This window comes from Halioglobus maricola (genome assembly GCF_009388985.1).
In the GTDB taxonomy this organism is placed as follows: domain Bacteria; phylum Pseudomonadota; class Gammaproteobacteria; order Pseudomonadales; family Halieaceae; genus Halioglobus; species Halioglobus maricola.
Genome location: NZ_CP036422.1, coordinates 1,513,493 through 1,537,711, shown reverse-complemented (window position 1 = coordinate 1,537,711; position 24,219 = coordinate 1,513,493). Strand labels below are relative to the sequence as shown.

Sequence of the window (24,219 nt, the reverse complement as noted above, 5' to 3'; positions counted from 1 at the left end):
GCAATCTGGGCTTGGCGGTTACGCACTGACAAGCCCCCTACCCTTCGAAACCCTTGCGCTTCAACCAGTCAAGAACCAGTGACGACGCTTCCTTCGCCTGCTCCGGCTGCCCGATATAGTAATGTGACGCCCCCTCTATATGCCTTAGTTCCTTGTCGTTGTGGCCAACGCCGTCGAACAGACGTTGGGCATGACTGGGCGTACAGGCGTCATCCGCCGTATTGTTGATAACCAACACTGGCTTTGTGATGCTCGCCGCGCACCTGGGGCCGTCGCCGTTAGCGTCATCAAAGCTCCACTGCGACAACCAACTCCGCAAGGTTGCAGCACGGGCAAGCCCCACCGGTCCCATATTGACGATTCTCGGGTCGCCCAGGTAGCACCAGTTTGGTTTGCGGTCGTTAGGATCAATGGCTGGATCGAGCCAGCGCAGATCAGCCATGGTCGCGTGCACGGTAAAGGCAAACTCCTCATTTTCACGCCCGGAAGACTGCAGCCAGGCAAGCTTGTCTTTAACCCAGGCGGTGATCTTGCGGTTACGGGCTATCTGCGCGGCGCGATATCGCGCTATAAATTCAGCTGAAAAAGGTGCGCTGTGTTCTCCTGAGTAGATATCAAGCTCGGGGTCGCGATTGTAGGGGTCCGTCTCCTCGATGATCGATGCGTCTACCCACTCAGTCAGCGTGCCATGCCGCGACACATGTGCTGCCATGAATATGACCCCGTCAGCCGGAATCAGGTTGGCCCTGGTGAGGTCGGGTCCGGTCCCACAGGGTGAACTTGTCACTGTGGGTGACTCGGCCTGCGCCTGATAATAGGAAGACAGCGATCCACCGCCACTCCAACCGAGAAGGATTACTTTCTTATAACCCAGCGTCTCCCGTGCCAGCCTCACCACCGCGCCCAGGTCGGTGACTACTTTTTCCATGATTAAGGCATTGTCGACCCCGCGATAGCGGCTGTCTGCCGCAATAACATGGATGCCCTGCTTGGCCAACTGGCGCATCACCGGTAGCTGACCGGTGCCACCGATGGGATGCATACTGATAAGCACCGTGTCCGAGTCTTTTTCTGGCTTGTAATAACGCCCATCCAGTGCAACCAAGCCAACATCACCCCCGTAGGTATCCTTGAAGACTGCTTCCTCCTGATAAACGATGTTCAGCGGCAGAACTTCAAAGGTTTCGCTTTTCCAGGGCACAGAAAATACTGTTTGGGGCATAGCAGATTTCCTATCGCGTTGTTATGAATAGAATCAGATTTGAACGCTGTCTCAGCATCGTCAACTATCACATTGACAGAGAGCACTACTGTAATACGATGCAAATATAGCGTACAGGATAAGCACATGAATATAGAAACAGCATTGGCGAATTACGACTTACCGAAGATCCGCCAATACCAGGAGAAAACACCTCGCGCCGATCTGGCCAAAATCCCGGGGAGTCGAGGCCTGCCTTTTTTCGGGCATATGTTCCCTTTTCTAAAAGACTTTCACAAACTGCTGGACCAGGAGCACGCTCGCCATGGACCAGTATTCAAGCAAAAAAGCCCACTGGGAGAAATGGTTTTTCTGCTAGGACCCGAAGCTAACGAATTGGTCTTAAAGAATGAAGACAAACTATTTTCCAATTTTCTGGCATGGGACGTTACATTCAAAGGTCTGTTCGACAACAACTTGTTAGAGCGAGACTTTTCTGACCACAAACAGAAGCGTCGAATCCTTCAGGCCGCGTTCAAACGAGAGGCCATTGTGCAGCACCTGGCCATAATGAGTCCGGTATTGAAGGCAGGCATCAGTCAACTTTCCAGTGGGAAGACGGTAAAGGCCAAGAATTTCCTCAAAGATCTACTGTTAGACACTGGCGCAAAGGTCTTCCTTGGCTCGGACATTGGCCCGGAAGCAAAAAATCTGAATCAAGCGTTTGAAGCGATCGTTGCGGGAACAGCCGACTTCTTCAAATGGGAAAAAATCTGGTTTTCACCCTATGCCAAAGGTGTAAAGGGAAACCAGGTCGTTTCAGAGTTTATCTTCCGCGAAATTGATGTTCGACGCTCATCGTCAGGGGGCGATATGTTCACACAGTTTTGTCAGCTCAAGGATGACGAAGGCCGGTACTTCAGCGACGAAGAAATCCGGGACCACATACTGTTTCTGTTGTTCGCGGCACACGACACGACGACCAGTACCTTAAGCAGCACCCTGTATGCGCTGGCCTCAAATAGTGAATGGCAAGAAGAGCTGAGGGCAGAAGTTACTGCGATTGATAAAGAGGATCTTGAGCTAGACGACCTGGACCTTTTAGTAAAAACAGGCTGGACGATTGCAGAAGCGTTACGCATGTACCCGCCTCTTGCGATGATGCCCAGGGTTGCTCTGCGGGAATTCGAGTTCGCAGGACATATTTTCCCCCGGAATACCCCGGTAGCTGTTTCACCACTGTTCACCCACTACATGGAAGAGTACTGGGAAAAACCTCATACCTTCGATCCAACGCGATTTTCGCCCGAGCGCAACGAGCAAAAAGGGAACTTCTTTCAATACATCCCGTTTGGCGGCGGCGCTCACAAATGCCTGGGGCTACACTTTGCGGAAGTACAGGGGAAAACCTTCCTCTACCATTTGCTGAAGAACTATAAGGTCAGCAAAGACGAAAAGATGGACTCCTACAAATACAACAATATCCCCTTAACGTTTCCCACCGATGGCTTGCCGCTGACATTTACTCTCCTGCAAGATTGAAGGAGAGCTACATCGCCCGGTTAATTGCAGCCTTTAACTTACCCATTTCGGGCGACTGCGAGTCACTGAAAACCGCTTGCAGCGCCTCGCGCCAATGGGGTTCGTGATAAGCCAGTACGGCAGATTCATAGGAGGGCCTGGCCTGCAGCCTCGCCCAATAAGCGGAAATATTGGGCAAGGTTCCATCTACTAACACTTCACCCAGTGCGACATCCTCGAGCCGGTGGAAGTGTGCCATCATCATGACATCTACCTGGGTGAATGAGCCCAAAATATAGTCATCACCGCCCGAAAGCTCATTTTCAATATTCACCAGAGCCTGGGCGATTGCCGCAACTGATTTATCCGTTATTCCCCTGGGAACAGGCATGATGCGCAGCACCCGAAAGCCTATGCCCCTGGACGGCAGCGGGTGTTTGGAGAATTTTCGCATCACATGCCAGAACGGCTGGCGCTTCAAACAATATCTGATGGCTGGCGAAGACACCATTGGGATGGCCATCCCCAACGTGGTCCCAAACTCTCCATCATCACGAAGTGATGCGCCCAGAACCCAGGCATCAATACGGCTCCGCAGATTCTGATCCTCTGGATACAGGCGCGGACCTGAGTTTGGGTTTTGTCGATCCAGATACTTGATAATTTCGTAACTTTCCAGGATAGGCGTGCCATTGTGAACCAGTGAAGGAACACGGGCCTTGGGGTTAATTGCCAGGTATTGAGGCGTCAGATTATTTGACTCAACGGCTACCTCCGAAAGCATTATGGGTTTTGATTTCCATTCAATTCCCTTCTCTACACAGGCAATTCTAACCATCTGTGAGCACAGGGACTCGCCGTATGTGTAAACTTCGTACTCCTGTTCATAGACGACTGTTGTCATTGCTACAGCCCGGCACCATCTTTGGCTAGTGCGGCTTCTCCCTCGAGATAGAATAAAAAACTGAGATAGTCTGGCATGCTCTTTGTACTCCTGATTGATTGAACCGGCCCAGCATTGTACTTGTGTCTGTCAGTATGACAATATCTGTCACCACAATGCACTCACCACACTCCCATATTTCAAATAATTCGCAGGAATAGATATGAAAGCGATCAAAATTGTTCTCGCAATTGTCATAGTCTCGGTCGCTGCCATCGGCATCTACTACGCGCCGATTATTGAGAGACTGTACTTCGCCATGAACATGGACGACGAAGCGTCGATGGCGGAAAACCTCAGAATATCCGATACCTATTACAAGACTCACCTGATCCAACGTTCTTCAAAACCCGAGGCCTTTCCGCGGAATGTACAGCAGGGTGTTATACCTGAAACTTTTGTCAATCATGGTGAAACGCTCTCAACTGCTGAGTTCCTTAAGGAAGCAAAGCCTACTGGCCTGCTTATTATTAAGGACGGACAGGTCATTCATGAACAATACTGGCAAGGCCTTGTGGAATCGGACCGCCAGTTTGCATTTTCAGTCGCCAAGTCCATGACGTCGGTTCTGGTGGGAATGGCCATCGGCGACGGCCTGATAGACGACGTAAACGACCCTGTAGTGAAGTACCTGCCTCACTTCAAGGGGACTGCCTGGGATAAGGCCACCATCGCCAACGTCCTTGAGATGTCCAGTGGCGTCGACTTTGATGAGGATTACAGCCGCACTGATACGGATATGCAGCGCTTTCAAGTTAATTTTGTTCTCGACAAGCCCATGGAGCCCTTCCTGCTTGCACTGAAATCTGCCCATCCTCCGGGCACAAAGCAAGGTTACAACAGCATGGAAACCCAACTCGCAGGTTTCCTGTTGCGTGCAGTCCTCGGTGATCGCACCCTGGCCGACTATATGCACGAAAAGCTCTGGGAACCCCTGGGTGCCCAGGACGACGCCACCTGGACGACGGATGTCACGGGAATGGAAGTAGCCATCGGGGGCCTGAGCATGAGCCTGAGGGACCTTGCCAAGGTTGGGCAACTGTTCCTGCAGCGCGGTCAATGGCACGGAGAGCAATTGATCCCTGAATCCTGGGTGCTGGAATCAACCACGCCTTCCAAACCCTACCAGATGCCTGGGCGCGACAATCCGCTATCAGAGAAGCCCTTCGGCTACGGGTACCTGTGGTGGACGCCGGTAGAACCCAACGGAAGGGAATACTACGCATCCGGCCTGTATGGCCAGTATCTGTTCGTCAACGAGGACAAGGGCCTGGTGATCGCCATGTACAACGCCAACAACAAGTTCAACGAAGCCCCCGACTGGTGGAAAGAGCGTTACCAGGATCTGTTCCAGGCAATAGCAATCGGCCTATAAGCGCCCAAACTTTCCTTATTTGTATTATTGTCTTACACTATGAAGACATAAGACGGAGGCTCGCAAATGAAAATCGAATCACACACTCTGAATGATCTTCACGCATATCGATACGTACCAGATGGCCAAGACGCAAAGTATGCACTGGTGATTTCACACGGATTGGGCGGTCACGGCGGGATCTATGGACCTTTTTGCGAACACCACGGCGGAAAAGGCGTTGAAATCTGGTCCTACGACGCGCCTGGGCACGGTCGTTCAAACAACTCACGCCCACGCGGGCAGTGGACCATGGACGAATGGGCACAAGCCACTCGCGATTTCGCAGCCCATGTCAAAGCTAAAACGGGTTTGCCCGTTTTCGCACTAGGTTCAAGCCTTGGCGTGGGTGCCGCTATTTCGGCGATTGACTCCCCCGACATTTCCGGCGTCATCGCTATGGGTTCAATCGCAGTACCAGGCAGCCCACTGATCAAGTCAATGACCGAGCACTGGCGCAGCGAAGCCGTGCAACAGGTGCTGGCCCAGCTAGGCCGTGCTGCACGCCTGGACATCCCAATGTTTTTCAATTTCGACGTGGATTACGGCTTTCAGGGTGCTGCTGATGCCAAGAAACTGGACCCACTGAATACCTGGTCTTACGATCTGGCGTCCTGGGCTTCCATCATGAACTACGACCCACCCGAGCCGCTGAGCGAAAACACGAAACCCGTGCTGTTCACCGCAGGGACTGATGATCCCAATATCCCGGACGGCGCGCTCGAGATGATTGTCGCGGAAGTTGGCGGCCCTGTTACGCTCAAAATGTTCGAGGATGCCGGTCACCAGCTTATGCTGTTCCACACCGAGGAGTACTCCAGCTGCGTACACGAATTCTGCCTGGACAACGCCTGAGGTCAGGGGCTCAGAAGCGCTAGCCTCCGGCTTTGTACTTATGTTTACAAATATGACATCATTCGCGCAAAAGCACCCTGTACTGACGATGGACATCACCCTATGAGCAAAGTAACGGCCTTCAAGGCAGTAACCAAGGTGCCTGCGTACCAGCTGGTAGAGGGATCCATCCGCAGCATGATCATGGGCGGAGAGCTTTCCCCCGGTGACCTGCTGCCCCCCGAGACCGAGCTGGCAGAGCAGTTGGAGGTTACCCGCCCCACTGTGCGCGAGGCCTTCCGCTCGCTGGAAGGCGCCGGCCTGATCAAGCGTGGACCCCGCCGCCGCATGGTGGTCACCGCGCCATCCCCTCGTATTGTTCACAATGCAATGCACGAGGCTATCGTGTTGCACGGGGTCACTTATCGGGAGCTGTGGGAAATCCAAATGGCCCTTGAACCGGCTGCAGCTGCGTTGGCAGCGAGCAAGGTTTCAGAGGAGATATTGGATGAAATCGAGGCAAATCTGGCACGCACGGCCACGTGCCTGGATAAACCCGCCAAGCTAGCGGAGTGTGATGTTGAATTCCACGAGCTGGTGGCCAAGGCCGCCGACAATCACGCCATGTTACTGGCGAGGGAACCTCTGGGAGATTTGCTTTTCCCTGCCTTCGGAGCCGTCATTCGGAAGCTAGGCCCGGGTGAGCGTTTGTTCGAAGCGCACACGAAAATATTCCAGGCGCTGAAGAAAGGCAATGAAAAGCAAGCTGAGACCTGGATGGCCAAACACATTCGCGACTTCCGCCGCGGATGCGAGCTGGCCGAACTCAACCTCGACGCACCGGTTAGCGTTAAATCCTAGGGCACCCCAGATTCAGCCGACACCCGACGGTGACGCCAGCCCATAGTCGGTCAGTTGTGTACGTAAAGCGCAGCATGCCGCGTTTGCGTCACTACCCGCATCGAAGATGTAGTAATCCGGGCGAAGCAAAATAGCCTCCGCGTTGTTATCTACAAAGTACTCGGTCAGTTTACCGCTGGCATCAATTACATCTTTGCCTATCGTCAAAGATGTCCCTCCCAGCTCTGAATGCAACCAATCAACGGCCTCACCGCTGACTGGCTCTCGTGTGATCAGTGCGAACCGATCACCTATTATTTCATCCAACAGTGCACCTCTACCATCCGGCGACTGGACTTGCGGCGGGAAAAACCGTGCCCCGGACAGAGAGTGCTGCTTCCCCAGCAAACCATTTTTATAAGGGGCGATACTCGATGTTTTTTTGGTCATTTCATAAGCAAGCCTGTTGCTCATTCGGCCCAACATAAAAGTAAAATCCCGCACCAGAATCTCCCACCAGTTGGCGGTGCTCAACATTAAACCTCCCTTCGTTGCCTCTTCGATCAGATGGGCGCAATTGTCCCAGCGCTCTTCCTGATAGGTATCCAAAATAGAATCATTGACCAGGCCTTTAAAGACCATATCCAATTTGAATGAAAGATTTACCGTATCCCTTATACCCATGTTCAGGCCCTGGCCCTTAAAAGGTGAGGTCTGGTGAGCGGCATCGCCAGCGAGAAATACTCGCCCTCTTCGCCAGCGGTCCGGCATACCGGCATAAAACTTATAGGGCTGTCGCCGGATGATTTCAATTTTCTCCCTGTCTACATCAAGATACTCTGCAATGAGCTGGTAGGCGTCTTCCTCGGTGAATGCTTCAGCTGCCTGCGCTGAAGGCTGTTCAAAATCCATGCGGATATGCCCATGAAGCCCCTTAACAACAACCACCGCTGCATTGGGTTCACAGGTAAATGCACTGCCTTCCCGAAACGCATTCCACCACTGGCTGTCATGAATAATGAGGTCCATCACAATCCAGTCACGGCTATAATTTAAATCAACCCGCTTGGCATTGAGATACTTTCTACAGGTGCTTGCCCCACCGTCTGCCCCTACCAGGTACTGACCAACAAAACTTTGTTCCTCGCCGCTTTCAGGGTTTTTGGCGATCAGTTTCGCTTCACTGCCCTCTCCATCAACACTGAGGACCTCATAACCGAGAAATGCATCTACGCTACCGCCTTGGCCATCACCTTTACTAAAACTCTCCCGCAACATCGCCTCACCCGCAGGCTGATGCCAGTAAACGCCCGATTCAGGATAACCAAGATCAACTTGATTATTCGGCATACGAATCGACATCAACGTCTTTTTATTTTTCGAAACAAATCGATGACGTAGAAAAGGCACGCCATCCTTTTCCATTATGCGGTGGAACATCCCCATACCATTCAGAATGCGGCAGCTTTCCACATCCAGCATCATCGCTCGCGGGGCGTGAAATATTTCTTTATCCCTGTCGAAAATGGCAACTTTATACCCTTTGTCTTTGAGCAAATTGGCGAGTATCGCCCCCGAGGGGCCACACCCCACGATCAGGACATCATATTTTTGCGGCGTCTCCCCGTTCATGAGAAGGGCGCTATCCATGTCGTTCACAATGATTAAAAGCTCCCGGCAGTCAGTTTCGCTTCCTCAATAAATGAATCCAGGTAAGCCTGGGTCAGTTCTTTGCTTGCCTGGGTGGTACTGGAGGCAACCATAGCGCGCGTGTCGCGAATGCCGACGGCCCCAAAAATGTATTTCAAATAGGGAAGCTGGAAGTCTGCGTAATCACCCGCCATGGTGGATGAGCGCGTAAGGATTAGCTGCAACGGTCGATTTCTGAGTAGACCGACATGCTCCATTTTTTCAAAGTCGTAACCGAATGTTTCGATAGGCTGAACAAGACAATCAATGTATTGCTTCAAACGCCATGGAATAGAGTAATTCCACATAGGGCAGGACAGCAGGATTTTATCCGCCTCGTCGAAGTAGCGAATTTCTTCCTTGATCCTGTCCCAGGCAGCTTCCTGCTCGGCAGTACGCTGTTCGCCGAGAATCGGGGCAAACTTTGCCAAGGCCTCTGTTTCGCCGAACGAGGGCAAGTCTCGTTCAAACACATTCAGTATGCGAATTTCGTGCTCCGGGTTTTTCTCCTTATAGGCTGCCAGAAAGCTTTTCGCTATCTGGCTGGAGTAGGAGTACTCCCCTTTGGGGCTCGCTTCGATGTGCAATAAAACCATGCTGGACGCTCCTGATATTTGAATCGCTGTTTTCTAGAGAATTGATCTGTAGATAGCTATCAGCCTCCTGCCCTTTTTGCCTCGGCCGCTACGTGTATTTCATTCAGTGCTTCAGCGACGTGAGGGTCGTCCTTCAACGTTTCGTAAAGCTCGCGAAGATCTGCGGGGACCGCATCTTCAAGCCCAAGCATCGCCTCGGCAAAATTGATGACAAAAAATAGCGCGCCCGCGATCGCACCGTCAGCCAGGGTCAGTTGATCACCTATCGCGTAGCGCTCTCCGGCAAGACCAGAACGATTGCGATACTCATTCAGGTACCCCAGCCCAGCCTTAAGCTCCGCAAGTAGCAGGCCCAGTGCCTCCTTTGCGCTCTCTCCTTGCTCAAGCAGAGGTATCGTTTTGAACATGGGGGTCGTTATATACATGTCGACGCATTGGACCAGCAAGCGAACCTGGGCGCGCGCCTCGGGGCTGTCGGGCAGGAGCGAAGGCTGAGGGCACTTTTCCTCAATATATTCACAGATCACCGCAGATTCAGCGATGCCAGTGCCATCCAGATCGAGAAACGGAATTTTCCCGGTAGGGTTTATCGCCTTGTACTCGTCACTTCCGAGCCCCCCTGGAGGCAAAACGAAGTCAAAGCTGTCAATTCCCTTGGCGCGCAACTGGATTCGGATACGAGCCGCAAATGGCGAAAGGTCTGCTTGGTAGAGTGTGGGCATTTTCGATAGTCCTATTGTTATTGGCTGGTACCAACTTGCACGTGACGCCGGCACAGAGTATGGACAAATAGTAATTATTGCTGACATTATATGTCAACAATACTGACATTAATCCTTTTTTGGAAGTCGATGAAAATTCGGAATATGGACAGCAAGATACGCTATTATTCGAGCAAGCCGTTACGAGCATTCGGCTCCAGGCAACAAAAGGACACCAGCCATGGCTCGGGCCAATAAACGGGCTTACGACAAGTCGATCAACGACGAATTCGAAAAGCTGGCGGAATCCCCTCCCCCGCCCAGCCTGCTTGCACTCACGCTAAATGCCTTCTACTGGGTCGATGACAGCCTGCAAAACCTGCTGAAGAAGAACGGTTGGCCGGGCATCACCCGGCTTCAGTCCCAGGTGTTGACCTCCCTGGGAGACGGGCTGTTACGCACAGCTGACATCGCCCGACATATGGGTGTCAGCAGACAGGTTGTCAGCCGCAGCGTAAAAGAACTCGTAGACCTGGACTTCCTTGAACTTGTCGAAGACCCCGATGACAAGCGTGCCAAGGTAATCATTCCAACTGAGCAGGGAAAGCGAATAATCGTCTGCGCGACAGAATCTCTTGCCACGATAGAAGAAGAACTGGAGGCGCGCATTGGAGCACGCAATCTCCAAAAACTGAGGTCCCTTATGGAAATGCCCCGGGGAAACCCATTGAAATAGTCATCTAGCTAAGAGGTGTGGTACATGGGCGGCCGCGATGGCAGTTAAACCGAGGAGACCTTACAATTCTCCAAACAGGTTTTGCCGGTATCGCTCAATGGTCTCCTGCATTTCGACAGCGCTATTAGCCACGAATGGTCCGTAACGTACCAATTCATCCCTGACTGCGGGACCACCCAGTATCAATAATTCACAATCCGAAGTGCAGGCAATTTGCAGGTTTCTCTCACTTTCACTCATCACCGCTAATTCATTTGCAGCCACGGTATTGCCATTGATCGTGACGGAGCCCTCAAGCGTAAATACACCAAGCTCCTCGATACCTGGTAGTTCCAGGCAGGTCGAAGTCTTGGCCTCTAAGGCGACATGCATAAGCAGGGGCTCGGCAAAAGTGGTCAAGGGGCCAGTAAGGCCTGTGTATTGCCCTGCGATAACACTAATCTCCAGACCGCTAACCTCTGCCTGTTTCGGGATATCCGCCTGGCGGAAGCTTTTATACACCGGTTCTGCAGACTTACTCGCACCAGGCATATTGAGCCACAACTGTACCGCGTGCACACGTCCGCCATGCTCGACCAGGGATTTCCCTGGTGCCTCATCATGTACTATGCCCCGGCCGGCACGCATCCACTGCACTTCGCCCGGCCCTGTTGTCGCCTTGTTACCAAGACTATCCTGATGAAAACCCTCGCCGTCCAAAAAGTAGGAGATGGTTTCAATACCGGCATGGGGATGTGTGGGGGCAGCTACAGATTGCCCTGCAGGGGCCACTAACGGACCGATATGGTCCAACAGTATAAATGGGCCGACGGATTCGCAGGCTGGCATGGGGATCGGCCTCGCCACACTGAAACCGGCACCTTCAAGAGTGTGCTGCGCTTGAACAATCTTCACTTCATCACCCTGCTATTGATGTTGAGGCAAGGCGACTGGAAGTTATTAGTAGTCGTCATTTCCCGCACAACGCTATTCGAATACCGACCTAACCGATCCCTCGATCGGTGCCTTCCCAATAGGGCGCGCGAAGCTCTTTCTTCAGCAATTTCCCTGAAGGGTTCCGCGGGAGTTGATCGATCAGTTTGAGTTGTCTGGGAATCTTGTAACCCGCAATCTTGTCGCGGCAAAATTCAATCATTTCTTCAGCCGTCAGGCTCTGCTCAGGTGCCAGTACAACTACAGCAAGCAGAGCTTCGCCGAACTTCTCATCCGGAACACCAATCACGGCCACATCGGCAATACCCGGATGCTGAACCAGGGCATTCTCGACTTCTGTCGGATAAATATTTTCACCTCCACTGACCACCATGTCCTTGATGCGATCTTTCAGGTAGATATAACCTTCTTCGTCTTGATAGCCGGCATCACCCGTATGCACCCAACCATCGGTCAAACTACTGGCAGTCGCCGCTTCAAGATTGTAGTAATGCAGCATACTGGAATTGGATTTGAGCCAGATTTCACCTATCTCGCCCTGCTCTACCTCATTACCGTGGCTGTCCATCAGCTTGACTGAGGCCCCGATGTTTGGACGCCCACAGGACCGCAGCAGCTCCGGCTGCCCCGCCAGTGCCTTGGCGTGGTCGTTTTGCACCAGTACCGTGCCATAACCGGCTGTTTCGGTCATGCCATACAACTGAGCGAAATCGCACTTGAAGATATCTATTGCCTGGCGCAAAAGCGATTCCGAAATGGGCGAAGCCCCGTAAGCGATTTGCTTGACGCCGCTGAAATCGCGCTTCTCAATGCCGGGGATCTGCAGGATAAACATGATCATCGCCGGCACCATAAACACCACTTCGACCGGGTTTTGTTCTATATCATCCAGGAACTTCATGGGGTCGAAGGTCTCGTGGATAATGATATGCATCCCGTTGGCCAATCCTGAAAGCAAATATCCAGCACCACCAATATGGAACAGTGGCGCTATTCCTATGCCGGCAGAACCTACATTGGGTCGACAGGCTGCCGTCAAGTTGCCCAGCATAATGGTGCTCATCATGTTGTACTGGGAAAGTACAACGCCCTTGGGGTTACCGGTAGTACCACTGGTATACAGCTGTAGTATTGGAGTATCGCGACCCAACTCAATTTGAGGTGCGCTCTGGTCAAACTGCTCAAGCCATTCCTGCCAGTGCAGGCTGTCATCTGAGGACGAACTAACGATATTGACCTTTGCAGACAGGTGCTCACGTAACGGTGTCAGTTGCTCCAGGGCGCTGTCCATTACCAAGAGTAATCTTGCCTCGGCGTCATTGATCACATAGGCGAGTTCCACTGGCGCCAGACGATAATTCAGAGGCACTGCAACTGCGCCAACCTTACTGGCGGCAAGAAAACAAATAGCGTGTTCAATACTGTTTTCACCCAGAATGGCAACTCTCTGTCCGGGACTGAACTCAAGTGAGAGCATGGCATTGGCCAGTTGGTTAACCTGAGCGTCGAGTTCGCTGAAGGTGAGTTGCTTGTCTCCCAGGCTGAGACAGGTGTTATCAGGATAGGAGCGCGCGTAGAATTCCGTAAGGTTGTGAATTAGCACTGGAAAGTTACCTCGGATTGGCAGTTTTTATTGAGTAAGCGTCACGGTATTTCTCCCGGGGAGAAGCCATGGAACTGTGGGAAATCTTACCTAGATTGTACTCCTAAAGCTCGCCGAACAATGGCTACAGCACACAGAAAAATAGGCATTATCGCTCAAATATTACGGACATCATCTGCGCCTGTTCTGCTGACCAGAAGATGAGTCGCCGCGACCCAAACTGGAGTAATAAGCAGAGATATTAACAATATCGTCGTCGCTTAAAGGCCTGGCCATAGCCTCCATTGTCGGATCTTGACGACGACCATCGCGAAAGTCCTTCATCTGCTTAACTAAATACTTACTGTTTTGTCCGGCAAGGTTGGGCCAAGTTGAATTTTTTGACACACCATCTTCACCATGGCACGAAAAGCACACCGCAGCTCTGGCCGCACCGGCATTCACATCGGCCTCTTGAGCGGCAACAGAGAATGGGACCAGCATCACCACAATGGCGGCCAGACCGTTCATACAAATTGAAACGTTTTTCCGTATAAAGTTCATCATCATTAGACCCTTAGCCAAAGCGGCGATGCTCTTTCGGCTCAAGCAATTTCACAGTCACTTCTTTCTCCACCCATTCATCAGGGTCTGCATAAGCACCATCGTATTTCATCATGCCCCTGTAACTGAATACGGTATAAAGCAGCCAGAATAGCAATGCATAGCGAAATACTTGCCAAGTAAAAACATCGGCATCCCCAGCAAAGTAGTAACGGACCAAGGCATAGAAGAGATATATGCCCACGCTCAAGTAGGATGAAACGGCTACCGACACCCAAAAATAGTGTTTCGGTTTGCCCGCGAAGGGTCGACTGAATGCAGGTTCGCTCTGCTGTGTCCTAGTGGTATCGGATTCCATGTTTTCTCCAATAGTAAGCTGTTAGGGGCTATTAAGAATAAGCGTTGGCAAGCCGTTAAAAAGGCTTGGTAAAAGCAAGGAAAATAACACTAAATAACATAAAGCCAATGGGGGGAGTGGTAACCAGGAAGAACCACCAGTGCGTGTGCATCGCGGTTTCATAACGCTCCCAATCAGGCTTGCCATCCCGGTCGCGCAGGTAGCGCTTATTACCATTTAGGTGGGAAATATAGTAATCAAAAGCCTCCATAGGTACGGTGACGATAAATACTATCGCCAACTTCAGGATGAGCCAACCCGCTTGAGCGTCCCACCCACCGGCAACAAATAGAAGCGCCCCTGAAATCATCACCAGCGGATAAGCAACATGCTCCACTGAAACCGACACATCAAAACGTTCAAACACCCAATTGCGCATTTCGGTATGGCCCGGGTCATCCTGATTTCGGCGCCAAGCCTGCATGACCGGGACCAGAAAAAAGGAATAGCCCGACAACACGCTCATGAACCAAAGAAAGGCCGCGGGCACATGAACCATTTTTATATAGAGGTAATACGGCGCGAGCGCCAAATGGAGAGTCTCGTACATAGACGACCTACGTTTCTATTTATGGGTGATAACAACCAAGGTGCCACTAGATCCTTGATCAGCAAGACATTACTGAGTCAATGCGTCAGCAAGCATTCACCATTGCGCTTCCAATGGATTTACCTTGCCCTTGGCTTCAGTTTCACATCATATTATCAACTTAATTGATTATCAACTTAATTGACAATAAAATACACTCAGGCATACTAAGAGTCTTTCCCAACAGGCAAAAGCCCAGTGCTAGCATGACCACAGATATCGACCCAGAGCTTATTAAAGATATAAAGCCCGAGGTTATTGAAGCCTCTCGAGCAGATCTGATGGGGGGGTTATTACGAGCCTTCACCTGGATGGATCAGCACCTGCAGAAGAATCTCGCGGCCCGAGGCTGGGAAGCCCTCTCCCGCACCGAATCACAGATAATGGTCTATATCGCCCAGGGCACCAGAAGCCCTGTTGAGATTGCACGGGCCCTGGGCCTATCACCACAAGCGATCAATCAAGCCTCCAAGCCATTAATTAAGCGAGGTTTAATCACCCTGGAGCCCGACCCAGTGGATGGCCGCAGAAAGTTAATGTGTCCAGCCGAATCTGGCATCAGCATTGGCATAGATGCCGCTGAGATCATCACTGGAATGGAACAGGAGTTGGAAAAGCGATTGGGCAAAAAGCAACTAGAAGTACTTCGGAGTTGCCTTGCCGATAAATGGGGTGATCTTCCCGATACCCCTCCCACAAAATCAAACGGATAAACATCTATCAATGACATTCTTAATTGACACTGCCCTGGTTCTCTTTGGCGCATTCTTCACGGGTGCCTCGATTCTAAAATTGACCAGACACGAACACTTTATCGAAGAGTTCGAGAGCATGAAGATGCCTTACTCTCTCGCTTATCTTTCCGGTGCCATTGAAATCATTTGCGGCCCGGCATTGATTGCAGGCATCTGGTTCCCAGCCTATGCGGGCATAGCTTCAGGCATTATGTTTTTCGTTATGCTCGGCGCGGCCGTAACAAACTTTTTATCCGAGGGACGAGGCGCCAAAATGGCGATAGGCGTTCTGGTGATATTTGCACTACCCATGCTGCTTATCGCTCTTTACTTTCTTGAACCAACCCGTTTGCTTATTGGGGTTTAAGACCCTGGTAGAAACTCCAATTAGAATTTGATCGGACTTAGTTACTATGATGAAAAGAAGGAGGCTAATAACCCTGGCGGGTATCACAGCAGGCTCGGTCGCAGCTGGGTTCTACAGAAATGAAATAACCGCAAAAATTGCCAGATCGCGGTCGGGAGATGAGACGCCCCACAGCCTTGCACCATCCATTGCTGATGACATCTGCCTATTGACCCCTGAGCAAGAAGCGGGGCCTTACGCCTTACAGTCGCCAGTACGCAGCGACATCCGGGAAGATAGAACAGGGCTTAACTATGACCTGGATATTCAGGTCGTCGACGTCAGCAGCTGCAAAGCCATTCCGGGAGCAAAAGTAGAAATTTGGCACTGCGATACCGAAGGAAACTATAGTGGCTACCCCACAGGCTCATCTAAAAAGCCCTTTGACACCCTTACATCACTGATCACGTCAAAGGATGGCCACGTTGAACCAAGCAACAACGAGACTTACTTGCGAGGGTTACAGGAAGCAGACGCCAACGGAACTGTGAGTTTCACCACGATATTTCCTAGCTGGTATGAACTGAGAATGCCTCATATACATTTGCGTGTCGCACTGGACGACGCAACACTGCTAACCACTCAACTCTATTTTGATGAAGATTTTTACCAAAATCTCTATAGAACAAACCCAGATTATCAGCGTTCTGGAACCTGCCCGTATGATAAAGGCAACGACGTCGCACTTATTGCTTACCCGGACTTGAGGGGGCTCATCGTATCCCCGGAAGCGGCTACAAACGGCCACGCTTACTCTTCAGTTAAATTGGGCGTTATCAGGGCTTAACCCTGAAATTTATAAGCGAATGTGTTGCGGAAGTCCCGCGGGGTAAAGGCGTGCCATCGATAGTGACGCTCTAAATTAGGAATTACCATGACCGAAATTAACAGCTTGTTTAAGCCATTTTCACTTAACAATTTGGCGCTTCGCAACCGCGTTGTAATGGCACCAATGACTCGAAGTTTTAGCCCAAACAATACACCTAACGACCAAGTCGTTGAATACTACCGCCGTCGAGCTGCTGGTGGTGTTAGCCTCATTGTTACCGAAGGGACTTGTGTCAACCACAAGGCTGCTCACATTGCCGAAGACGTGCCAAACTTCCATGGCGAAGCGGCTCTTGCAGGCTGGAAAAAAGTCGTAGACGCAGTGCATGCCGAAGGTGGAAAAATTGCACCTCAACTCTGGCATGGTGGCGCCGTACGCAGGCCTGGTATAAACCCAGGAGGGGATATTCCAGGATATAGCCCTTCAGGTATGGCAATGCCCGGCAAAATAACTGGCCATGCCATGACGCATGATGATATTACTGAAGTGGTGGCGGCGTTCGCTCAAGGGGCAGCCGATGCCGAAGCCATTGGCTTTGATGCTGTAGAAATTCACGGTGCCCATGGTTATCTGATTGACCAATTCTTCTGGGATGGGACCAACCAACGTACCGACGAATACGGTGGCGATTTAGCCGCTCGCTCACGCTTTGCCATAGAAATTATACAAGCCATGCGTAAAGCAGTTAGCCCAGACCTCCCAATAATCTTGCGATGGTCTCAATGGAAGCAGCAGGATTACTCTGCCAGCCTAACCAATACACCAGAAGAATTGGAAGCTTTTTTACAGCCATTGAGTGACGCTGGTGTCGACATCTTTCATTGCTCTACCCGCCGATTCTGGGAACCAGCTTTCGAAGGCAGTGATCTCACCCTTGCCGGTTGGACTAAAAAACTAACAGGCAAGCCGGTAATAGCAGTTGGCAGTGTTGGCCTGGACAAAGATTATATCGGCAGTGGAAGTTCAGGTTTATTTAGCGACGCGGAGCTTGCTAGTTTAGACAATTTGACCGAACGAATGGACAAGAGTGAGTTTGATCTGATTGCCGTTGGCCGTGGACTAATTGCCAACCCTGACTGGGCCAATCAAGTACAAGCTGGGAAATTTGACGATCTCACTGCTTATGAAAAAGCTGAACTTATGAAGTTAGTTTAGACAAAATTAATACTGCCTCTAAGCATGACTCATCTAATAAACAGGTATAACACCATGCAAACTAAACAGCGTTATCCACTACTTGTCCTGCTTTGCTCATTGTTATTGGCCGGCTGCAACAAAGAAGCTGAAAACCAGCAGCGTACCGACGTTCAGGCCGACCCGGCTGCTCAAGCCAGCTATCCGGCGCAATTATTCTGGGGTGATACGCACCTGCATACATCCAATTCCGTAGATGCCTTTGGATTTGGCAATCGACTGGGTGCTGAAGCTGCCCTGCGGTTCGCCCGAGGCGAGGCAGTGACGTCAACTCGCGGAGTGCAGGCCAAACTAACCCGCCCACTGGATTTTCTGGTAATTTCTGATCACAGCGATGCGATAGGGGCAACTCGCGCCCTGTATGAAGCCCCTCGAATGCTGCTTCCGGGTAAGCAGCTCAAGCGCTGGTGGGACATGATGCATGAGAGTGAAGAAGGCAGCTTGCAAGTTACCGCCGAAATCATAGATTTGGGCGCAAGCGGTGAAGCTCCAAGCGCCGAAGAAGCCGCGCTGTTCGAAGACGATAAGCGGATCAGCAAATTGTGGCGCAGTCACAACAAAATCGTCGATGACTACAACCAACCGGGTCAATTCACCGCTTTTGTCGGCTTTGAGTACACACCAATGCCCAATGGCAACAACCTTCATCGCGTCGTCATGTTTCGCGATGGCTCCGAAAAAACCAATACTGTCACTCCCATTCCCTCCTTGACCAACCCCGATCCTGAACAACTCTGGGCATGGATGGCGCAATACGAAGCAAACACTGGCGGCCAGGTTCTTGCCATGCCACATAACAGCAATGTATCCAATGGCTTGATGTTTGCGATGACGCGCCTGGACGGCTCACCCATCGACAAGGCTTACGCAGAAATCAGAGCAAAATATGAACCCGTTGTTGAGATCACTCAAATAAAGGGCGATAGCGAAACTCATCCATTTCTTTCACCCAATGACGAGTTCGCCGATTATGGGAACACGGGCTGGGATACGTGCAATTTGAGTTGCACCGAACAGACCTCAGAGGACGATTACGCCGGAAGCTACACGCGTGAAGCGTTAAAACGCGGCCTTCAGTTGCAAGCTCAAACCGGTGTTAACCCCTACGCTTTTGGTGTTATCGGCTCAACCGACAGCCACACTTCACTTGCCACAGCCGATGAAAATAATTTTTTCGGCAAGCATACCGGCAATGAAATTAATGTTGAGGGCCGTGCGCTCGCACCCCAAAACCTGGGCACTCGTGAAGGCCGGTTTGGCTGGCATTATTTATCCAGTGGTTACGCAGCGGTCTGGGCAACTTCAAATACAAGGGAGGCTATTTTTGATGCCTTTATGCGCCGGGAAGTTTATGCAACAACTGGCCCTCGTATACAGGTCAGGATGTTTGCCGGGTATGATTTTTCTGACGCTGACCTCGGTGACAAGCTGGTTGCCGAGGGCTACGCCAGAGGAGTACCTATGGGTGGCGAGCTGCCAGAATCTGACGGCAAAGCACCTAGCTTTCTGTTGTCGGCCCTGATGGACCCTGAAAGCGCCAGCCTGGATCGCATTCAAATAGTGAAGGGCTGGATAGACGCAGAAGGCGGCACCCACGAGAAGGTATACAACCTGGGCTGGTCGGATGAGAAGAACAGGAAAATAGACGCGCTGGGCAAACTTCCCGCTGTGGCCAATACGGTTGATCTAGGTACTGGCACCTGGGACAACAACGGCGGCGCCCCAGCTCTGGAGGCAGCCTGGACAGACCCTGACTTTGACCCTGCACAGAGTGCATTTTATTACGCGCGCGTTCTGGAAATCCCGACGCCGACCTGGGCTTCGCTAGACGCCATCAAATATGGACTCGAGCTTCCGGACGACGTCCTTCGTGTTCATCAGGAAAGGGCCTATACCTCGCCCATCTGGTATTACGCCAGATAGGCTTATAACAATGCCTTCGTTCATGGCTGAAGAATTTACGGGCCTCATTGATTAGCAGTGTTTTAGCCGCCACGATGCAGCTCCATCGTTTAAAACATCTAGCATCATATTTCCTTTAAGGGAGTGCTGGGAGGCGCCTCTTGGATGTTCAAAATACCGTGTAACCACAGCTTATAGTGAACTCCTGACCCATGTGAAAACTGGATGCGTCGCTGCAATACCCACCAGTGACCAGCGCCACCTTACTTGTGAGATCGAAGAGTTGAAATGCCATAGTGCTCCTTGTGCTTCCCGTTAATAAGCAATACGCCATTAAGCCAAGGGCGCTCGCGCTAAACCAGCGAGCTTACCTCAACTTAGCTTTCTGCTAGCTCTATTCTTTGGCTAAACCCTTTAATTGCGAAGGCTTGGTATTTAACAGGCAGCAGTCGTTGCACCCAGTCAAAAATTTTTACGTCGCTCCCGACAAAAATGCGTGCGCGATTTTTTAGATCTAAGCCTGGCGCAGGCTTTCTGTAAATCCGCGCACAGCAAATTTGCTTTTGCTGTAGTACGCGGCATAAGCCGACGCGCCCAAACCTAGCGCGCTCGAGATATTAACCACGTGTCCATCGCCTGATTGAATAAGCTTAGGTAAAAAAAGCGCGGGAGCCATTGATCACGCCCTACATGTTGATACCAAGTATCCATTCGATATCGTCGATATTGGTTTCTTGCGCGAATTGGATCGCAAGCTGAAGACCCATACCGGAAACTGCCCCCGTTATTGCAACAACTTTATCCTTAATGGTTTTCACGTTTTTTTCTTATTTTGGCGCAATTTTTTGGTTTTACTTAAACCAATGGCCCAGGCTAGTGCTGATGTGTTGTATGGTGTATTCGCAAGTGAATAACTAGCCATAAGGCCATTGCGATTTCGGCAATGAGTGTCACCATTAGGTCCTGGTGGTAGCCGTGTTGGTATAATGCAACAGCTCGTCCGCATAGCACGACGGCTTCTGCCAAAAGAATCACCCAAAGAAAGGTGACGTTTGATAACCAGATTCCCATCAGGGCGCAAAGACCTAACAAAAGTAAAAGCGGTGCGATATTTCCACTGAGGGTAGACCAGCCAACGGCATTTTTTGGCTCGATGGCATAGAACTGAATGATTATCGCCGGTTCGAGCATCGTATAGATGCCTACGCCTATCATCCAAATGCCCCAAAGAGAAATGACAGCTTTGCTTACTCTAGGGAACATCATCTTAGGTTTCCGCGAACATCTTCCATTGAAGGTGTAGCCGTTGACAGGCTGAGCGATTCGTTTTCAACTCTCCATCGCCCTCTGAGACGCGTTAATCCTGTCCCAACTGCTTACGATATTTGCCAATAAAGAGGTCCTTGCCTTTTATCTTGGCCGTCAGCCAGTGGCCCACGGCCATCCCTTTCTTGCCAAACGGCAGTACGGTAGCACCCAGACTGGGGCCCAGCGGGAGAATAATCGGAGCCAGCGGCCAGGGTGAATAGGGCTTCATCGATTCTACCGACTTGCCCGCCAGCACGGCCTTGATCGTTTTTTCCAGCCAGGGTAGCTGACGAGAGATGCCGACTATGGTCATGGCGTCACCCGATGCCAGCACATCACCAACAGCGAACAGACTGGAGCGAAACTTACTCGGGCGCATCCATCCGTCGTGCTCCACGCGGCCGTCTGCGGCAGTTTTAACGCCGTCTACAGATTCAAGCAATGCAGACTGTGGCCGGGCCCCAATTACCGGGAACACCAGGTCCGCTTCAATACTCTCGCCCCCGGGCAGTTCGACAACACCCGCGTAGGGTTCGCTGAGACTCTTGAGATTGCTGACCAGTTTGCCGGTATGGACATGCACACCCAACGCGGAATAGTCCGCCTGTAGTTTTTTCGCAAGGCCCGAAGTATACGAGGGAAACAGGGAGGCCTCGTCGGTGATCAGGTGCACCTCCTTGTCCGGGTAGGCCTCGGCGATTTCACCCGCCAGCTCTGCCCCCACGGGACCCGCCCCTACAATGGCAATCGTCCCGGCTTCAACCAGGGAAGCGGCGGCCTGCCTGTTTGCGGCGCGGAAATCATCGAGCCCGGCACTCGTATGCTTGAAAGGCGATGCGTAGGTGGATCCAGTAGCAACCACAGTGATATCCGAGTCGAGCTTACGGCCATCACTCAACACAACACCATCGGAGTCTATGCTCTCCACCCACCCCTGCACTACCTCGCCTTCCTTGAGTAGATTACTGTAGGGAATAATCAATTGGTCCAATAGCGCAGGATCCGTGACGGCGCGAATGGCAGCAGGTGTATGTACGAAGCTGTCCTTGCCATCGATTAACGTTACTTGCGCGTGGTTATCCAGACGCTTTGCCAGTTCAATTCCGGCGTGGCCGCCACCCACGATAATAATTTTCTTTGTGCTCACCACGTGCTCCTCAAATCCGCAATCGCTCTTGCATGTTATGTATAACAATATTACATTAATGTAAAATCAGCAACTGCTCAAATGAAACCGACCATGACCCAACCCTACCCGAACATTTTCAACCCCCTGGACTTGGGATTTACCCGCCTAAAAAATCGCATCATGATGGGGTCCATGCATACCGGTCACGAAGATTTCGGTGACGAGGGCTATCAGAAACTGGCCGCTTACTTTGCCGAACGCGCCAGTGGCGGCGTAGGCATGATAATGACAGGCGGCATATCCCCCAACCCGGAGAGCAATAACCCAGCGTACGACAGCGCAATGCTGTATCGGGAAGACAATGTCCCACTACATCGCAAGGTAACCGAAGCGGTTAAAGCTGCCGCGTCCGATTGCAAGATATGTATGCAAATACTGCACCCTGGTGCGATAGCCGCTAATCCAGATGCGGTATCGCCCTCGGGCATTCGGTCCCGCATCAACCCCATCAAACCCAGGGCGATGACCGAAGAGGATATCGAGCGTACTATTTCCGATTTCGCCAACTGCGCCAAGCTCGCGCAGCAGGCCGGCTACGACGGCGTCGAGATTATTGGGTCAGCCGGGTACCTGATCAGTACATTTTTGCTGGAAAAAACCAACAAACGCTCCGATCAGTGGGGTGGCAGTTACGAAAATCGTATGCGCCTGGCCATTGAGGTCATTAAACGTGTGCGCGAGGCCGTAGGCGAAGAATTCATCCTCGTCTACCGAATTGCCGCGATGGAACTGATGGAGGACGGCAGCAGTTGGGATGAAGTCGTTACGTTGGCCAAGGAGATCGAACAAGCCGGAGCCACCATCATCAGCACCCACTTTACCTGGCATGAAGCCCGAGTACCGACGATTGCCACGCGGGTACCCCGCGCTGCGTTTGCCAGCGTAACAGGCCGCCTGCGCAAGGAACTGAGCATTCCATTGATTACCAGCAATCGTGTTAATACGCCGGCCACCGCCGAAGACGTACTGAAAAAAGGCTGGGCAGATATAGTCTCCATGGGACGCTCGCATCTCGCCGACCCGGAGTTTGTCAACAAGACACGCAGTGGTCGCGAGGACGAAATCAACACCTGCATCGGCTGTAACCAGGCCTGCCTGGATCATACTTTCGAGGGTAAACTGGCAACTTGCCTGGTGAACCCGCGCGCCTCCAATGAAACTGAAATCAACCTTCCGCCAGCAAACCCTATTAAGAATATCGCGGTGGTGGGTGCGGGCCCGGCCGGCCTGTCTTTCGCAATCACTGCCGCTGAGCGTGGCCACAAGGTGACCTTGTTCGAATCCTCAGGAGAAATTGGCGGCCACTTCAACCTGGCCAAGATCATTCCCGGCAAAGAAGAATTCCACGAGACAATTCGCTACTACAATCGCCAGATCGAGCTGCACAATATCGATCTACGTCTGAATACCCGGGCCAATGCCCAGGACTTGGAAGCGTGGGATGAAGTGGTCATCGCTACCGGAATCAAGCCGCGCACACCCCAAATTGACGGCATTGACCACCCCATGGTGTTTAATTACAGGGAAGCGATTTTGCATCCTGAACGTATCGGCAAGCGCGTGGCGATTATCGGAGCCGGTGGCATCGGCTTTGATGTCGCTGAGCTTCTGGCCCACGCAGGTGTATCGGCCAGCCTCGATGTGGAGGTGTTTGCTCGTGAATGGGGTATCGATTTTAACAATCACCCCCGTGGAGGAATACAGGGCGTTGTGCCGCGGGTGGAAACCAGTGGCCGGGAGATCTATCTACTGCAACGGAAAGATACCTCGCCGGGAAGAGGCCTCGGTACTACCACCGGATGGGCCCACAAAATCAGCCTGCAGCGCAAAGACGTAACAATGATGGCAGGTGTTCAATACACACGTATCGATGACCAGGGCCTGCATATTCTTTCCCAGGACCAGGCTAGCGTGCTGGAGGTGGACTCGGTTGTTATCTGCGCCGGCCAGGAATCAGACAATGCACTTTACAACGTGCTAAATGAACAACGCGATGATGTGCACCTGATAGGCGGTGCGGAGCTTGCGGTAGAAATCGATGCCAAACGAGCAATCGACCAGGGTGTCAGGTTGGCAGCTTCCGTCTGATCCAGGACTCGTCTATGCCAGCTCAATGC

The 24,219-nt window shown here is 51.7% G+C and carries 25 protein-coding genes; 11 read left to right on the top strand and 14 right to left on the bottom strand.

Annotated features, from left to right (window positions below):
- Nucleotides 1-37 precede the first annotated feature (37 nt).
- Nucleotides 38-1,222 carry an alpha/beta fold hydrolase gene (locus tag EY643_RS06930; protein WP_152661512.1) on the bottom strand — a complete coding sequence of 395 codons (1,185 nt, stop codon included), beginning with the start codon at nucleotides 1,220-1,222 and terminating at the stop codon, nucleotides 38-40.
- Nucleotides 1,223-1,348: 126 nt separating this feature from the next.
- Between EY643_RS06930 and EY643_RS06925 the strand changes: the two genes are divergently transcribed.
- A complete protein-coding gene (locus EY643_RS06925) occupies nucleotides 1,349-2,743 on the top strand; it encodes a cytochrome P450 (RefSeq protein ID WP_152661511.1) in 1,395 nt (464 codons plus the stop codon).
- 7 nt (nucleotides 2,744-2,750) lie between these two features.
- Here the strand turns inward: EY643_RS06925 and EY643_RS06920 are convergent, their stop codons facing one another.
- Nucleotides 2,751-3,626 (bottom strand): glutathione S-transferase family protein, encoded by an 876-nt coding sequence (locus EY643_RS06920; RefSeq protein WP_152661510.1) that lies wholly within the window; start codon nucleotides 3,624-3,626, stop codon nucleotides 2,751-2,753.
- 202 nt (nucleotides 3,627-3,828) lie between these two features.
- Between EY643_RS06920 and EY643_RS06915 the strand changes: the two genes are divergently transcribed.
- The 3 genes from EY643_RS06915 (at nucleotide 3,829) to EY643_RS06905 (ending at nucleotide 6,774) form a co-directional block, all read left to right on the top strand.
- Nucleotides 3,829-5,040 carry a serine hydrolase domain-containing protein gene (locus EY643_RS06915; protein WP_152661509.1) on the top strand — a complete coding sequence of 404 codons (1,212 nt, stop codon included), beginning with the start codon at nucleotides 3,829-3,831 and terminating at the stop codon, nucleotides 5,038-5,040.
- A gap of 66 nt (nucleotides 5,041-5,106) precedes the next feature.
- Nucleotides 5,107-5,934: an alpha/beta hydrolase gene (locus EY643_RS06910; RefSeq protein ID WP_152661508.1), complete on the top strand. Its 828-nt coding sequence runs from the start codon at nucleotides 5,107-5,109 to the stop codon at nucleotides 5,932-5,934.
- Nucleotides 5,935-6,036: 102 nt separating this feature from the next.
- Complete coding sequence (locus EY643_RS06905; protein ID WP_152661507.1) at nucleotides 6,037-6,774, top strand: FadR/GntR family transcriptional regulator; 738 nt, start codon at nucleotides 6,037-6,039, stop codon at nucleotides 6,772-6,774.
- Nucleotides 6,775-6,786: 12 nt separating this feature from the next.
- On the opposite strand, the gene EY643_RS06900 is transcribed toward EY643_RS06905, so the two are convergent.
- Genes EY643_RS06900 through EY643_RS06890 form a run of 3 tightly spaced genes read right to left on the bottom strand, consistent with a single transcriptional unit; the run spans nucleotide 6,787 to nucleotide 9,760 of the window.
- Nucleotides 6,787-8,403 carry an FAD-dependent monooxygenase gene (locus EY643_RS06900; protein ID WP_240732891.1) on the bottom strand — a complete coding sequence of 539 codons (1,617 nt, stop codon included), beginning with the start codon at nucleotides 8,401-8,403 and terminating at the stop codon, nucleotides 6,787-6,789.
- 14 nt (nucleotides 8,404-8,417) lie between these two features.
- The gene (locus EY643_RS06895; protein ID WP_152661505.1) at nucleotides 8,418-9,038 is read right to left on the bottom strand and encodes an FMN-dependent NADH-azoreductase; all 621 of its coding nucleotides are present in this window, start codon (nucleotides 9,036-9,038) and stop codon (nucleotides 8,418-8,420) included.
- 59 nt (nucleotides 9,039-9,097) lie between these two features.
- The gene (locus EY643_RS06890) at nucleotides 9,098-9,760 is read right to left on the bottom strand and encodes a glutathione S-transferase family protein (RefSeq protein WP_170287308.1); all 663 of its coding nucleotides are present in this window, start codon (nucleotides 9,758-9,760) and stop codon (nucleotides 9,098-9,100) included.
- A gap of 220 nt (nucleotides 9,761-9,980) precedes the next feature.
- Here EY643_RS06890 and EY643_RS06885 point away from each other — a divergent pair, with 220 nt between their 5' ends.
- The gene (locus tag EY643_RS06885; protein WP_152661503.1) at nucleotides 9,981-10,475 is read left to right on the top strand and encodes a MarR family winged helix-turn-helix transcriptional regulator; all 495 of its coding nucleotides are present in this window, start codon (nucleotides 9,981-9,983) and stop codon (nucleotides 10,473-10,475) included.
- Nucleotides 10,476-10,535: 60 nt separating this feature from the next.
- Here EY643_RS06885 and EY643_RS06880 read toward each other — a convergent pair whose 3' ends face one another.
- From EY643_RS06880 to EY643_RS06860, 5 genes are all read right to left on the bottom strand, one after another.
- Entirely contained in the window at nucleotides 10,536-11,369 is an 834-nt protein-coding gene (locus EY643_RS06880; protein ID WP_152661502.1) for a pirin family protein, read from the bottom strand.
- A gap of 88 nt (nucleotides 11,370-11,457) precedes the next feature.
- On the bottom strand, nucleotides 11,458-13,011 hold the full coding sequence (locus tag EY643_RS06875) for a long-chain-fatty-acid--CoA ligase (RefSeq protein ID WP_170287307.1): 1,554 nt from the start codon (nucleotides 13,009-13,011) through the stop codon (nucleotides 11,458-11,460).
- 171 nt (nucleotides 13,012-13,182) lie between these two features.
- Nucleotides 13,183-13,575, bottom strand: coding sequence for a c-type cytochrome (locus EY643_RS06870; protein ID WP_205743169.1), 393 nt, complete (start codon nucleotides 13,573-13,575; stop codon nucleotides 13,183-13,185).
- A complete protein-coding gene (locus EY643_RS06865; RefSeq protein WP_152661499.1) occupies nucleotides 13,568-13,912 on the bottom strand; it encodes a hypothetical protein in 345 nt (114 codons plus the stop codon). The genes EY643_RS06870 and EY643_RS06865 overlap by 8 nt, the downstream gene beginning before the upstream one ends.
- Before the next feature lie 55 nt (nucleotides 13,913-13,967).
- Entirely contained in the window at nucleotides 13,968-14,501 is a 534-nt protein-coding gene (locus tag EY643_RS06860) for a hypothetical protein (RefSeq protein WP_152661498.1), read from the bottom strand.
- A gap of 245 nt (nucleotides 14,502-14,746) precedes the next feature.
- On the opposite strand from EY643_RS06860, the gene EY643_RS06855 reads away from it, so the two are divergent.
- The 5 genes from EY643_RS06855 to EY643_RS06835 all read left to right on the top strand — a co-directional run bounded on the left by EY643_RS06855 (nucleotide 14,747) and on the right by EY643_RS06835 (nucleotide 19,626).
- The gene (locus EY643_RS06855; RefSeq protein ID WP_152661497.1) at nucleotides 14,747-15,253 is read left to right on the top strand and encodes a MarR family winged helix-turn-helix transcriptional regulator; all 507 of its coding nucleotides are present in this window, start codon (nucleotides 14,747-14,749) and stop codon (nucleotides 15,251-15,253) included.
- Between the two features lie 10 nt (nucleotides 15,254-15,263).
- A complete protein-coding gene (locus tag EY643_RS06850) occupies nucleotides 15,264-15,641 on the top strand; it encodes a DoxX family protein (RefSeq protein WP_152661496.1) in 378 nt (125 codons plus the stop codon).
- Nucleotides 15,642-15,687: 46 nt separating this feature from the next.
- On the top strand, nucleotides 15,688-16,467 hold the full coding sequence (locus EY643_RS06845; RefSeq protein WP_152661495.1) for a dioxygenase family protein: 780 nt from the start codon (nucleotides 15,688-15,690) through the stop codon (nucleotides 16,465-16,467).
- 87 nt (nucleotides 16,468-16,554) lie between these two features.
- Nucleotides 16,555-17,664, top strand: coding sequence for an NADH:flavin oxidoreductase (locus EY643_RS06840; protein ID WP_152661494.1), 1,110 nt, complete (start codon nucleotides 16,555-16,557; stop codon nucleotides 17,662-17,664).
- 54 nt (nucleotides 17,665-17,718) lie between these two features.
- Nucleotides 17,719-19,626, top strand: coding sequence for a DUF3604 domain-containing protein (locus EY643_RS06835; RefSeq protein WP_152661493.1), 1,908 nt, complete (start codon nucleotides 17,719-17,721; stop codon nucleotides 19,624-19,626).
- 493 nt (nucleotides 19,627-20,119) lie between these two features.
- On the opposite strand, the gene EY643_RS19760 is transcribed toward EY643_RS06835, so the two are convergent.
- The 4 genes from EY643_RS19760 to EY643_RS06820 all read right to left on the bottom strand — a co-directional run bounded on the left by EY643_RS19760 (nucleotide 20,120) and on the right by EY643_RS06820 (nucleotide 22,060).
- Nucleotides 20,120-20,281 (bottom strand): SDR family NAD(P)-dependent oxidoreductase, encoded by a 162-nt coding sequence (locus EY643_RS19760; protein ID WP_240732847.1) that lies wholly within the window; start codon nucleotides 20,279-20,281, stop codon nucleotides 20,120-20,122.
- Nucleotides 20,282-20,291: 10 nt separating this feature from the next.
- Complete coding sequence (locus EY643_RS19845) at nucleotides 20,292-20,423, bottom strand: hypothetical protein (protein ID WP_276612715.1); 132 nt, start codon at nucleotides 20,421-20,423, stop codon at nucleotides 20,292-20,294.
- A 55-nt stretch (nucleotides 20,424-20,478) separates the two neighbouring features.
- Nucleotides 20,479-20,871, bottom strand: coding sequence for a hypothetical protein (locus tag EY643_RS06825; protein ID WP_152661492.1), 393 nt, complete (start codon nucleotides 20,869-20,871; stop codon nucleotides 20,479-20,481).
- Nucleotides 20,872-20,962: 91 nt separating this feature from the next.
- Nucleotides 20,963-22,060 (bottom strand): NAD(P)/FAD-dependent oxidoreductase, encoded by a 1,098-nt coding sequence (locus EY643_RS06820; protein ID WP_170287306.1) that lies wholly within the window; start codon nucleotides 22,058-22,060, stop codon nucleotides 20,963-20,965.
- A 93-nt stretch (nucleotides 22,061-22,153) separates the two neighbouring features.
- On the opposite strand from EY643_RS06820, the gene EY643_RS06815 reads away from it, so the two are divergent.
- The gene (locus EY643_RS06815; RefSeq protein WP_152661490.1) at nucleotides 22,154-24,190 is read left to right on the top strand and encodes an oxidoreductase; all 2,037 of its coding nucleotides are present in this window, start codon (nucleotides 22,154-22,156) and stop codon (nucleotides 24,188-24,190) included.
- Nucleotides 24,191-24,219 lie beyond the last annotated feature (29 nt).